This window comes from Arthrobacter sp. NyZ413 (assembly GCF_049390645.1).
In the GTDB taxonomy this organism is placed as follows: domain Bacteria; phylum Actinomycetota; class Actinomycetes; order Actinomycetales; family Micrococcaceae; genus Arthrobacter.
In genome coordinates this window covers 4,204,940-4,217,329 of record NZ_CP155434.1, presented here as the reverse complement: position 1 = coordinate 4,217,329, position 12,390 = coordinate 4,204,940, and the positions used below count along the sequence as shown (strand labels likewise).

General features: G+C 63.6%; 13 protein-coding genes. 9 read left to right on the top strand and 4 right to left on the bottom strand.

The window, feature by feature from the left end; all coding sequences use genetic code 11:
- Positions 1-32 precede the first annotated feature (32 nt).
- Genes ABCW42_RS19665 through ABCW42_RS19655 form a run of 3 tightly spaced genes read left to right on the top strand, consistent with a single transcriptional unit; the run spans position 33 to position 3,705 of the window.
- Positions 33-1,484 (top strand): APC family permease, encoded by a 1,452-nt coding sequence (locus ABCW42_RS19665; protein ID WP_423182760.1) that lies wholly within the window; start codon positions 33-35, stop codon positions 1,482-1,484.
- A 43-nt stretch (positions 1,485-1,527) separates the two neighbouring features.
- Positions 1,528-2,283: a MoaF C-terminal domain-containing protein gene (locus tag ABCW42_RS19660; protein ID WP_423182759.1), complete on the top strand. Its 756-nt coding sequence runs from the start codon at positions 1,528-1,530 to the stop codon at positions 2,281-2,283.
- A gap of 9 nt (positions 2,284-2,292) precedes the next feature.
- Positions 2,293-3,705 carry an aldehyde dehydrogenase family protein gene (locus tag ABCW42_RS19655; protein ID WP_423182758.1) on the top strand — a complete coding sequence of 471 codons (1,413 nt, stop codon included), beginning with the start codon at positions 2,293-2,295 and terminating at the stop codon, positions 3,703-3,705.
- Here ABCW42_RS19655 and ABCW42_RS19650 read toward each other — a convergent pair.
- Positions 3,702-4,244 (bottom strand): hypothetical protein, encoded by a 543-nt coding sequence (locus ABCW42_RS19650; protein WP_423182757.1) that lies wholly within the window; start codon positions 4,242-4,244, stop codon positions 3,702-3,704. The genes ABCW42_RS19655 and ABCW42_RS19650 overlap by 4 nt on opposite strands.
- A 306-nt stretch (positions 4,245-4,550) precedes the next feature.
- Between ABCW42_RS19650 and ABCW42_RS19645 the strand changes: the two genes are divergently transcribed.
- Positions 4,551-5,759 carry an aspartate transaminase gene (locus ABCW42_RS19645; protein ID WP_423184956.1) on the top strand — a complete coding sequence of 403 codons (1,209 nt, stop codon included), beginning with the start codon at positions 4,551-4,553 and terminating at the stop codon, positions 5,757-5,759.
- Between the two features lie 26 nt (positions 5,760-5,785).
- Positions 5,786-6,469, top strand: a complete 684-nt coding sequence (locus tag ABCW42_RS19640; protein WP_423182756.1) for a 4-carboxy-4-hydroxy-2-oxoadipate aldolase/oxaloacetate decarboxylase — start codon at positions 5,786-5,788, stop codon at positions 6,467-6,469.
- Between the two features lie 145 nt (positions 6,470-6,614).
- On the opposite strand, the gene ABCW42_RS19635 is transcribed toward ABCW42_RS19640, so the two are convergent.
- Positions 6,615-6,833 carry a hypothetical protein gene (locus tag ABCW42_RS19635; protein ID WP_133204862.1) on the bottom strand — a complete coding sequence of 73 codons (219 nt, stop codon included), beginning with the start codon at positions 6,831-6,833 and terminating at the stop codon, positions 6,615-6,617.
- A gap of 136 nt (positions 6,834-6,969) precedes the next feature.
- Positions 6,970-7,902, bottom strand: coding sequence for a nitrogen assimilation transcriptional regulator NAC (gene nac, locus ABCW42_RS19630; protein WP_423182755.1), 933 nt, complete (start codon positions 7,900-7,902; stop codon positions 6,970-6,972).
- Positions 7,903-8,219: 317 nt separating this feature from the next.
- Here nac and ABCW42_RS19625 point away from each other — a divergent pair, with 317 nt between their 5' ends.
- The 4 genes from ABCW42_RS19625 (at position 8,220) to ABCW42_RS19610 (ending at position 11,565) form a co-directional block, all read left to right on the top strand.
- Entirely contained in the window at positions 8,220-9,008 is a 789-nt protein-coding gene (locus tag ABCW42_RS19625) for a LamB/YcsF family protein (RefSeq protein WP_423182754.1), read from the top strand.
- Between the two features lies 1 nt (position 9,009).
- Positions 9,010-9,726: a 5-oxoprolinase subunit B family protein gene (locus tag ABCW42_RS19620; protein WP_423182753.1), complete on the top strand. Its 717-nt coding sequence runs from the start codon at positions 9,010-9,012 to the stop codon at positions 9,724-9,726.
- On the top strand, positions 9,723-10,736 hold the full coding sequence (locus ABCW42_RS19615; protein ID WP_423182752.1) for a biotin-dependent carboxyltransferase family protein: 1,014 nt from the start codon (positions 9,723-9,725) through the stop codon (positions 10,734-10,736). The genes ABCW42_RS19620 and ABCW42_RS19615 overlap by 4 nt, the downstream gene beginning before the upstream one ends.
- Positions 10,737-10,815: 79 nt before the next feature.
- Complete coding sequence (locus ABCW42_RS19610; protein ID WP_423182751.1) at positions 10,816-11,565, top strand: SDR family oxidoreductase; 750 nt, start codon at positions 10,816-10,818, stop codon at positions 11,563-11,565.
- Positions 11,566-11,715: 150 nt separating this feature from the next.
- On the opposite strand, the gene ABCW42_RS19605 is transcribed toward ABCW42_RS19610, so the two are convergent.
- On the bottom strand, positions 11,716-12,150 hold the full coding sequence (locus tag ABCW42_RS19605) for an acyl-CoA thioesterase (protein WP_423182750.1): 435 nt from the start codon (positions 12,148-12,150) through the stop codon (positions 11,716-11,718).
- Between the last annotated feature and the right edge of the window lie 240 nt (positions 12,151-12,390).

Below are 12,390 nucleotides of genomic sequence, written 5' to 3'. Positions count from 1 at the left end.
CGCCTTTTGAGCTTCCGAAAGAGGAGCCTCCCTTGAATCAAGAACCACGAGACGCAGTCGGCGTCGGATTAGCAGAGCCCGCGTTGGAGACATCGGCAGTCCGGTTGCGACCGAACAAACTCGGCGTCCTGGCCATCGCGTTTTTCTCCATCGCCGCAGCGGCGCCCATGGCCGCCGTCGTCGGAGCAAGCCCAGTCCTCTTCTCGGCGAGCGGCCCCGGAACCCCGGTGATTTACACCCTCGCCGCCCTCCTGGTAGCGCTCTTCTCGGTCGGATACCTCCGAATGAGCCACCACATCACCAACGCCGGCGGCTTCGTCGCTTACATTGCCAAGGGACTCGGCAACAAGTGGGCCACGGCCGGCGCCGGCGTCGCGATACTTACCTACCTCAGCCTCCAGATCGGGCTGTGGTCCCAATTCGGAGTGTTCGCCCAACAGCTGGTTCAAAGCCTCACCGGCGTCGGCATCCCCGTCTATGTGTGGATCATCGTGGTCCTGGCTTTGACCGCCGGACTGACGATGCGGGGCGTGGACGCAAGCCTGAAAGTGCTCGGAGTGCTCATCCTCGGTGAAACATTCGTGGTCGGCGCGCTCGTTGTTTCCCTTATTGCCCAGAAGGGATGGGGAATCTTCACGTTCGAAGGCTTCACGGCCTCGAGTGTTTTCGGCCCCGGGCTGGGCATCTCAATGTTGTTCGCTTTCGCCTGCTTCACGAGTTTCGAGGCGACCGTGGTCTTCGCCGAAGAGGCGAAGAATCCGCGTCGCACCATTCCCCGGGCAGCGTACTTGGTCATCGCCTTCGTCGGAGTCTTCTACACCTTGTCCACGTGGGCCATCAGCGGTTCGATCGGCATCGACCACATCCAGGCTGAGGCAACCGGAAATCCCTCCGGCATAATCTTCGACCTCGCCAATGCCAGCGCCGGTCCGTGGCTGAGCGTCGCCATGCAGGTCCTTGTTGTCACAAGTTTCGTTGCCATGCTCCTCGGCCTGTCGAACATGTTCTCCCGGTACCTCTTTGCCCTCGGCCGTGCCGGCGCACTGCCTGCCAAGCTCTCTTCGGTTTCCAGGACGGGAGCGCCATCCTTCGCCGGCTTGGTCAACGCAATCGTGGTCCTGGGCGTGATCACCGTGTTCCTCCTGGCCGGAGCCGACCCCATCGCCACCGTTTTCTCCTGGTTCGTGGCTTTGGGAACGGCGGGTTTCATCACCATTCTGCTGCTCACATCAGCCGCCATCGTTGTGTTCTTCGCCAGGAACCGCATCCGCGACAATCTATGGGTCACAGTCATCGCCCCATCACTGTCCTTCCTGGCATTCATCGTCATCGGGTACCTGACGCTGGACAACTACGACGCGCTCCTGGGCGGCGCAGGCGGAATAGCACGCTGGCTCCTCCTTGGCATTCCGATCGTCGTGGTGGCAGGCCTCGCCCGAGGAACCCAAAAACCCTCGATCGACTACGCCGCCGAAATTCTCTAACACCCCAAGACACGCCCTGCGTGAACTCGAAAAGGACTCAACCATGACTTCAACCGATATCCAGGACTACATCCCCGAAGACCAGTGGCCCCCGGTGTCCGCGATGCTGGACGGATTCGGCGATCAAACCCTCCCGGCCTCTCCTGCGCTCGCCGGCACAACGCTGAGCATCCCAACACACGGCGGGACCGCCGTCGAGCATGTCTTCAAGGACCCGGCGACGGTCGCATGGGACGGCGGCTCGGCCGCGTACAAGGCCATCGAAGCGCGTCCGGGCATCTTCATCATTGACTTCGTCCGGGGCGAAGGCGTCGACGGCGAGAACGTCACCATCGTCTGGGACCGCAACACCGGAGCAGTCACCACGGGCATTTCGCGCTTCGTCACTGTGGACGGCAGGATCCGGAGCACTACCGATTTCAACGCCGCCCACGAGCGCTCCTCAGGGCTGGTTGGAAAGCGGATCTTCTACCGCTACAGCGATGTGGAAAGTTACGAGCACATCTACCTGAACCCCGGGACTTTCACGTGGAACTGCGTCCGCGGCGGCGAGGCCGGGCTCGCCGACACAGACCGTTGCATGATGTGGGACGTGGCCGAGGATCTCTACATCTTCTTCTGGACGGAAAAGGTCATGACGGTCGAGGCCGTATTGCTGATCGACCTCCGCGAACAGCGCTCGATCGGGCGAATGTTCGGCTGGGACGATCCCGCCGGCGAACCCGTGATCCTGCCGTTCAACTCGCGGCTCAGCGTGCTGAACACCACCGAATACCCGCAAGACACCCACAAGCACTAGGAGTTTTTCTTGGAGACGTACGATTCGTTGTTGGCTTCGGTTGCAGCTGGGCCCGGGCAGCAATCCCGCACTGTTTTTGATCCGGCGACCGGTGAGCCGGTGGGCCAGGCTCCGGTGCACACGGTCGCGGACCTGGATGCCGCGGTGGCGGCCGCGGCTGCGGCGCAGCCGGGATGGGCTGCGGCCGGGCACGAGGCCCGGTCCGCGGTGCTGCTCAAGGCCGCCGACGCCGTCGAACGCTCCGCCGAGGAACTCGCCCGGCTGCTCTCCCGCGAGCAAGGCAAGCCGCTGAACGGCCCGAACGCCCGCTTCGAAGTCGGCGCGTGCGCGGCGTGGCTGCGCGCCGCCGCCACCACACCCCTGGAACCGGAAACAGTGGTCGACGACGGCGCCACCCGGGCCGTGCTGCACTACCGGCCGATCGGGGTCGTCGGCGCGATCGGGCCCTGGAACTGGCCCATGATGATCACCGTCTGGCAGGTCGGCCCCGCCCTGCGCATGGGCAACACCGTGGTGGTCAAACCCTCCGAACACACGCCCCTGTCCGTCCTCGCCCTTGTCAAGGTCCTCAACGAGGAACTCCCCGAGGGGCTGCTCACCGTGGTCTCCGGCGGCCGGGACGTCGGCGAAGCCCTCGCCACCCACCCGGGGGTCGGGAAAATCATGTTCACCGGCTCCACCGCCACCGGCAAGGCGATCATCCGCTCCTCCGCGGACACCGTCAAACGCCTCACCCTGGAACTCGGAGGCAACGACGCCGGCATCATCCTGCCCGACGCCGACCCCAAAGCGATCGCGCAGGACCTGTTCTGGGGCGCGTTCATCAACACCGGCCAAACCTGTGCCGCCCTCAAACGCCTCTACGTCCCCGACTCCCTGTACGAGGCCGTCTGTGAAGAGCTCACCGCCGTCGCCCGGTCCATGCCCATGGGCATCGGCCTGGACGAAAACAACGTCCTCGGACCCTTGCAGAACCGCGCCCAATACGAGATCGTCACCCGCCTCGTGGACGCCGCCCGCGACGCCGGCGCCCGCATCCTCACCGGCGGCAACCCCGACCCGGACCAGCCCGGCAACTTCTACCCCGCCACCCTCGTCGCGGACATCGAGAACACCAACCCGCTCGTGACCGAGGAACAATTCGGCCCCGCCCTGCCCATCATCCGCTACAGCACCGTCGATGACGCAGTGGAAATGGCCAACGCCCTCGACGTCGGGCTCGGGGCCTCCGTCTGGTCCCCGAACCCCGAAGAAGCCCGCCACGTCGCCGCCCGGCTGCAGGCCGGGACCGTGTGGATCAACAAACACGGCGCCGTGGACCCCCGCATCCCCTTCGGCGGCGCCAAACAATCCGGCTACGGCCTCGAATTCGGCACCGAAGGCCTCAAACACCTCGGCACACCACAAATCATCAACGGCTAGCTGCCCGTCTGCCGGACCTTCCGGGTAGTACGGCGGATGTGGTCCGGCGTCAGGCCTGTCAGGGAAGCGAGTTCGATGTCGTCGCAGGCCTTGGTGCGGAAGGCCATCAGGATCAGGGCCTCCCTGCGCTCGAGGATCTGGTCCCGGTGGCGTTCCGCGCCCAAAAGTTCTTCGCTCTTGGCCATCAGTGCCTCCAGATGGGCGTTGCGGGAAATTCCGCTCGGATGCAGTTCGTCATAAGCCAATGCGATGGTTCGGACGCTACGGAGGTTCTCCCGGGTCACCGCGGAAAGGGTCGCGAGGGTGAGACCGTCGGCCACGGCCTGGGCGATCATTTCGTTTCGCGCTGAAGTCAGTGTCCTGATGGCGCTCGAGGCGTGTGTGAGGAGCTGCCGATGTGCTGCGAGGGCGTCCGTCAGCTTGGCGTGCTCTTTGTTGGCAGTGGACTGGGACCGTGCCTTCGCGCGGTACGTATACCTTCCGGTGGCCGACCGGCGTTGGACTGGTCCAGCCTGGATTGACCCGGAATGGGCTGGCATTGGCTTCCTTTCGGACTCTGCATGCGCAGTTGGCGGGAACGGTTGATCAGTCGAATTTAGGCAGCTCGCACTGCCCGGCGGAAATACCAATACCGCGTGAACCCATAAGCAAAGTGCATGGAAGATGCCCATTTGGGTTGGGAACTCGACGATTCGGCACCCGAAGCGCCCAAAACGCGAACTCGTCATAAGGTCCGCTTATCAATCCACGCACATTATGTCTTATCCACAGCGTCCTGCAGTCCCTAGTCTCGAAATGGGGGATTCGGTAAGCGAATCCTGAGTTCCATGTTTCTGGAGGAGACAATGTCCGACTACCTGCCGGCGTCGAGGGTCACCCGCATCAAGTCCTCAGCCAGCGTCGCGGCCGCCGCCCGCGTCCGCGAACTTCGAGCTGAAGGCATTCCGATCATCGACCTGACCGTCGGAGAACCGGATTTCGATACACCGGAGCACATCAAGGCGGCCGCGATCGCCGCGATCGGTGCGGGAGAAACCAAATACACTTCCGTCACCGGAACGGTGGAACTGCAGACAGCGATCCTCCGCCGCATCGAAAGCCACACCGGCGTGCGCTACGAATCGAACCAGCTCACCATTGGCGGTGGAGCGAAGCAAGTCCTCTACGTCGCTCTCATGGCGTCACTCAACGAAGGCGACGAAGTCATCGTCCCGGCACCGTACTGGGTCTCCTACCCGGACATGGTCCTCGCCAATGACGGGACTCCCGTGATTGTTCCATGCAGTGAGGAGGCCGGCTTCAAGCTCACGCCGGACGCCCTGCGCGAGGCCATCACTCCCAAGACCAAGTGGCTGATCCTCAACGCCCCGTCCAACCCGACCGGCGCCGTCTACACACGCGAAGAACTGCAGGCGCTGGGCGCGGTCCTCGAGGAATATCCGCATGTCTACATCCTGACCGACGAGATCTACGACGAAATCCACTTCGGCGACGGCCGGGTGACCAGCCTCGTGACCGCGGTGCCCGCGCTCCGGGACCGCATCCTGTTGGTCAACGGCGTGTCCAAGGCTTACGCAATGACCGGCTGGCGCCTTGGTTACGGCGTCGGGCCGGCCCCGTTGATCGCCGCCATGAACAAGCTGCAGTCGCAGACGTCGTCGTGCCCGTCGTCGATCAGCCAGGCGGCTGCCGCCGCTGCCCTCAACGGCGACCAGTCATTCGTGCGCGACAGCGTCGAGGTCTACCGCAAGCGCCGCGACGCCGCCGTCGAGGGCCTCAACGCCATCGAAGGGCTGTCAGTGGCGCCCGCCGACGGTGCTTTCTACGCCTACGTGAACTGCAGCGGAGTCATTGGCAAGACGGCCCCGGACGGCAGCGTCATCGGGAACGACCAGGACTTCACCCTGTACTTGCTGAACAAAGCTTCGGTTGCCGTGATCCAAGGCTCCGCTTACGGACTCGGCCCCTACTTCCGGATCTCCTTCGCCACGTCGCTGGAGACCATCAACGCCGGCGTGGACGCGATCCGCAACGCCGTCAGCGCCCTCAACTAACGCCCAGCGGACAGAAAAGAAGAAAGATGCAGGAAATGATCCACGTCAAGACCAAGTTCCAGAGGCCGGATGCCGACGTCGTGAGCCGCCTCGCCGCGTTCTCCTCGGCAACCATCCATGAAGCCCAGGGTCGCAAAGGCGCCTTGAGCTCGAAGATCAAGCCGATCGACCGCTCGATGTCCTTCTGCGGCCCGGCGGTCACCGTCCGGTGTGCGCCACAGGACAACCTCATGCTGCAGGTTGCCATCCACTACGCCCAGGCCGGCGACGTTGTGCTCGTTGGCGCGCAGGAATTCTCCGACGCCGGCATCTTCGGCGACGTACTGGGCAACGCCATGAAGGCGAAGGGGATCGCCGCGATGGTTACGGATTCCGGCGTGCGCGACACCCAGGACCTGATCGAACTCGGCCTGCCCGTCTTCTCCGGAAGCACCTGCATCAAAGGCACGGTCAAGGAAACCCTCGGCCCCATCAACCACCCGCTGGTCTTCGGCGACGAAATCATCTACCCCGGCGACATCCTGCGCGGTGACGCTGACGGCGTCGTAGTGGTGCGGCGTGAAGAAGCCGAGGACGTCATCGCCCTTTCGCAGGCGCGCGACGACGCTGAACGCGAGCTCATCAAGCAGTACCACGCAGGCGGAACCACAATCGAGTTGTGCGGCCTGACGGAGAAGCTCAAGGCCAAGGGCCTCCTGGTCGAAGACTAACAGTACGACGGCGGGCCGGTCACCGAACGCGGTGGCCGGCCTTCTGGCGTTCCGCCGGTTCCGGAAGCAACAGGCTTCCGGACACGAAAAAGGCGCCTTGCCAATGGCAGGGCGCCTTGCGTGGTTTGCCGGGTGGCGAGGAACCTCAGTCGAGTCCGAAGTGTCCTTGGGCGTCGACCAAGTGCCACTCGATGCTGTTTCCCGCATGGGTGGGCATGATGCTTCCTTCGAAAACGAAAAGCGGCTCCACCAGGCTACCCAGCGGGCGCCAGAAGCCATTCCTGGGGCAGTGGAATCCGGTTCGCGCGGTCAATGATCCGCGGGTGGGATGCGAAATCCAGCTGGTTTGGCCGATCTTTTTCACCGAAGTTTCCTTTGAACGGATCCACGGAATCCGCGGACCTCTTTTCGAATTATTTGCTAATTCGATCCTAGGAAATTAAAACGCCGCTGAATAAGACCAAACACGACTGTACGGATAAGCCATTGTTATGGATGGGTCAGGGCTCGGGGGAGTCGGCCGCATATTTGCTCATCAGCTGCTGCTGGAGCATTTCCTTGAGCACCATGAGGACGGCCGAGGCTGCCTCTGAGAGCGGCTCGTGGTCCGGGGTGCACAGCGCAATCTTGCTTTGGAGCGCGGGCTCCACAATCCGCAGGACCTTGAAGTCTTCGTCCGGGAAGAGTGCGTCTGCGGCGGACTTCGGCAAGACTGTCGCGCCGAGGTTGGCCCGGATGAGCCGGACGAGCGAGGGTACCGATTCCACTTCGCCCACGAGCCGCAACTCCAGCCCCTGCTCGTCGAGGCCCTTCTCGATGAGCTGGCGGAGGGTGTGGTTCTTCTCGGGAAGGAACAGTCCCAAGCTGCTGGCTTCTTCGAGCGTGACGGTCGAATGCCCGTGGGCGACGTCGACGTCCTGGTGGGTCACCAAGTGGAGGTCTTCCACGATCATGGTGGTGAACTGCACGCCGCGGATTTTCCCGGGCTCGTAGATCAGCGCCATGTCCAGCCGGCCGTTCTTGATTGCCTCGCTGAGTATGCCGCCGAAAATTTCCGTCAGGTGTACCACGATGTCCGGATAGCGTTGGCCCACTTCGCGGATGATCTGCGGCGTCAGGCTTGAGGCCATGCTGTAGGGCGCGATCGCGATGGACACCCGGCCCGAGGGTGCGGCCCCGGATGTAGCGACGTCGTGCCGTGCTTGTTCCACGAGCCGCAGGATGGTCTGGGCATGCCGGTACAGGGTGTGCCCGGCGGCTGTCGGTTCCACTCCTTGCTTGCTTCGGATCAGCAGGCGTTGCTTCAGTTCGGTTTCCAGCGAGGAGACTTGTTGGCTGAGGGCAGGCTGCGCGACGTGCAGGGCCGCGGCTGCCTTGGTGATGCTTCCCGAATCGACAATCTTCACGAAGTACGAGAGCTTCCGGGTGTCCATGGGCCTGCCTTCCTGTACGCCCCCATCGGACCTACATGACATAAGAAATTACATCATCGCCGAGCAGGCAATGGCTTGGGAAGCGGACGCTATGACGCTAACCACCCGAGCGTGTGGTTGGCGTCATAACCCTGGGCTATCCCGTGATAGCGAATAGGTCTTTGTGCGGGGCAGCCCCGGGGTGCGAGACTTCTAGAAAGAATTCGAGCAGGCTGACGAAAATCGCATTAGCGCCCGCATCCCGGATATTCGAATAATTCCTGGCAGGGATTGTGAATTGACGGCACCGCATCGCAGAAAAACGGAAAGAGATACACGTGAACCCGACAATTGATCTTGTGGCAGATCTTGGTGAGGGATTCGGTGCCTACACTATTGGCAGCGACCTCGATCTCCTGGACATTGTCTCAAGCGCCAATATCGCTTGCGGGTTCCACGCCGGCGATCCGGACATCATGGACGCGACCGTCGCCGAGTGCGTTCGGCGCGGAGTAGGCATCGGCGCACACCCGAGCTTTCCCGATCTCCGTGGATTCGGCCGTAGGGACATGGGCTTGACCGCCGACGAGGTCCGTACCGACGTGCTTTACCAATTGGGCGCCCTGTCCGGTTTCGCCGCTTTCCACGGAACCAAAGTCACCCACATCGCACCGCACGGACGGCTTGGGAACCTCGTCGCAGTACGCCCCGACTACGCGGCGGCAGTCGCCGAGGCAGCGGTCCGCGTTGACAAAGAACTCATCGTCGTCGCCCAAGAGGGCGAACTGGCAAAGGCGGCGCGAAACGCCGGACTGGACGTCGCCGTCGTCGGAATTGTCGACCGCGCCTACCAGGAAGACGGCACCCTTGTCCCGCGCAGCCAGCCCGGAGCGGTCCTGCACGATCCTTCGGAGATCGTCGAGCGGACAGTCCGCATGGTCTGCGAAGGCAAGATCCGCTGCGCGAACGGCGCCGACCTCGATATCTCCGCTGACACCGTCCTCCTTCACGGCGACAACCCCGGCGCGGTCGAACTGGCCCGCCTGATCCGTTCGGAACTCATTTCGGCTGGCGTCCGCATCGCCCCGCTCGCCGAGGTCATGGATGCCAAGAGGAAGGCGGCCTGACATGTCCCCTTCGGTTCCTACCGAGATCTACGAATCCGGAGATTCCGCCCTCCGCGTCGTTGCGCTCTCAAACGCGAGCGAGGACAACTGGCTGACGGTTCACCGCCTCGCCGACTGGCTCGAGGACTGCGGCGCCGAAGGCCTCCACGGCGCGGTACCCACCTATGATTCCGTCCTCGTGGAATTCGATCCCATCCTCGTCTCGGCCCGCCAAGTGCGCGCGTTCGTCAAGCTGGGCCTCCTCGAAATCGGGAGCCTGGCAGGAGCAGCGCCGGCACCCCGTGAATTCGACGTTCCTGTTGTCTACGGGGGAAGCTACGGCCCGGACCTTGAACGCGTCGCCGAATACCAGGGGATCACCACGGAAGAAGTCATCCGCCTCCATACGGAGAAGACCTACACCGTGCGCTGCCTGGGAGCTCCGGCCGGTTCGCCCATGATGGACGGCCCCGCGTTTCCCCAGCCTGTTCCACGCCTCAAGGATCCACGGCTCAGCGTCCCCGCCGGAGCTGTGTCCGTCGCTGGCCGCCAGGCCGTGATTGCCCCGGCTGTGGCTCCCGGCGGCTGGTGCGTCCTCGGCCAGACTCCATTGACCGTGTTGAACATCCGCCGCGAACCGCTGGTGCCCTATAAGCCTGGCGACATCCTCCGTTTCCGTCAGATCGACGCCGCGGACTTCGACAAGTACGTCGGCCAGGAACTGGAGCCACGGCAATGAGCGGAAAGATCCTCATCCAGCAACCGGGCAACTCGGTGGTCACGGACCTCGGCCGGACCCGCGGTCCGCGCTTCGGACTTCCCGTTAACGGTGCCCTGGACCAGTACTCGGCCAGGGCGGCCAACATCCTGGCGGGCAACCTCGACAACGAACCGCTCATCGAGGTCACTGCCCTCGACTTCAGGATGAAGGCTGAGTCGGACATCCTGATCGCGGTCACGGGAGCGCCGCTCACCCTCACGGTGGGCGGCCGTCCCTGCAGCCAATGGGAACCCGTATCCGTCCGCGCCGGGGAAACGGTATCGATCCGGGCAATCAACCGGGGACTCCGCGCCTACCTGGCCGTCCACGGCTCAGTTGAGGTACCCACCCTGCTGGGCAGTTGCGCTCCGGACACTGTGGTGGGATTCGGCCTCCAGCTCAGGGAAGGAACTGAACTCCTGACCCGCCGCAGCGTGGTTCCCGTCCGCCAACCGTACTTCGACCTTCCGCTCTTCAGGCTCGGCCTAGAACGGCCGGACATGGGCCCGCAATTGCTCGTGGACGTGACTGATGGACCCGACGTGGAAGACTTCGGCGAATCCGGGGAATTGCTGTTCACCTCGGAATACGCCGTCAGCGGCCGAAGCAACCACATCGGCCTGAGGCTCGGAGGACAACTCCCGGAAAGAACCTCAAGCGGCGAAGTCCTCTCGCGCGGCGTGCCAGTGGGCGCCGTCGAGGTTCCCTCCCGCGAAGAACTGCTCGTCTTGCACCGGGGACGCGGCGTCACGGCCGGATATCCGGTCCTCGCCGTCGTCACCAGCATGGGCCTGGATGTGCTTGCCCAAGCCCGGCCAGGCGACAAAGTACGTTTCAGGAAAACCAGCGTGGGAGAGGCAATTGCCGCCCACCGGCGCTCGCGGGCCCAGTTGGAAACCCTCCGCGAATCCGTCAACACCGTCTTCGGATTACTCGGGATCGGATGCCGGCCCCAGTGGCAGGACCTACCGGTTGCGGCATGCAGCTAATAACCGCGCCCACGAACCCCTCCGCGACGCCTAAGTAATTCCACCGGGCCCCCGCCCCTGTCCCACCTTTGGAGATTCGATGTCTTTTTCCGATTACAACACCGCCCTCGTCACCGGAGCGTCGACCGGTATGGGTGCCGCGATCGCCGAGCGCCTTGCCAAGCGGGGCCTGACCGTCCATGCGCTGGCCCGCAACGAGGAGCGCCTCACCGAACTGGCCGAACGAACCGGTGCCATCCCGCACGTGGTCGACCTGACCGACACCGCCGCGCTGACCGCCGTCGTGAGCGAACTGAAGGTGGATGTCCTGGTCAACTGCGCCGGTGTCTCCCGGCCGGGGAACATCCTGGACTCTTCCGAGGCGGACATTGACGAACTCATCGACGTCAACCTGCGCGGCCTGCTCCAGCTCACCCGCCTGGTCCTGCCCGGCATGGTGGAGCGCGACCTCGGCCACGTCGTGAACATCAGCTCCATCGCCGGCCTGTACAACTTCTACGGGCACACCGCCTACCACGCCACGAAGGCGGCAGTGCACCAGATTTCCCGGCAGTTGCGGAACGACACCGTCGGAAAGCGCATCCGCGTCACCGAGATCTGCCCGGGCCGTGTCGAGACCGAAATCTTCGGCCGGAACATGGGCGGAAGCCCCGAGGCCATGGAAGAGGCATGGAAGACCTACTACGAAGGCTACGAATCGCTGACCACCGACGACATCGTCAACGCCCTGGACTACGCGATCGAAACCCCGCGCCACGTCAACGTCGGCATGCTTGAACTGATGCCCACGTTCCAGGTTCCCGGCGGCCTCACCTTCGACCGGCGCTGAAGCGCCTCCGCCTCGCTTCGCGGAGGCGACCCGAAGTTTCCGGCGGCACACACTCCCGTCGCCGGAAAATATAGGCTGGCGGCCGCGATTTTCGCGGCCGCCAGCACCCGTTTCCGGGGGCATCTTAGGTGAGTGCCCGACGTCGGGCGTTCAGTCTTGGGGGAGCGCTTGCGTCAGGTGGTGCGTGGGGATGCGGTCGCGGTCGTAAGTGATTTCGGTGTAACCGTGCGGTTCGGGGCGACCGTCCTCGCCGAGGTTGACGAATACGATTTGATCGATGGTCAGGATGCTTTGGCGCGTGATCATGTTGCGCACCTCGGCCCGCATCGTCAGCGATGTCCGACCGAAGCGGACCGCGGTCAACCCCATTTCCACCAAATCGCCCTGCACGGCCGAGCTGACGAAGTTGATTTCGGAGATGTACTTGGTCACGGCCCGGCCGTTTCCTAGCTGCAGGATGGCGTAGATCGCCGCTTCCTCATCGATCCATTTCAACAGGCTTCCACCAAACAGCGTGCCGTTGGCATTGAGGTCCTCCGGACGAATCCATTTGCGGGTCCGGAATGTGATGTCAGCCTTTTCCATATGGCGAGATTAGCGGAGTTGGGGGCCTGCGTCTTCCGCGGTGTGCCATGGTTTGCGCGACTCCGTAACATGGATAGGGTGCACCCGGTCCAGGGCACAGCACCACACGCCGATTCGCGCACCATGCGGCACGCCGGGAACGCGCTGGAGGAAGCCATGACATTCGATAATCCCTGCTTCGGACTGACCGTCCGGCCTCGTGCTTGGGTGCTCGCTGCCCCGATCCTTGGACAGCTTTCC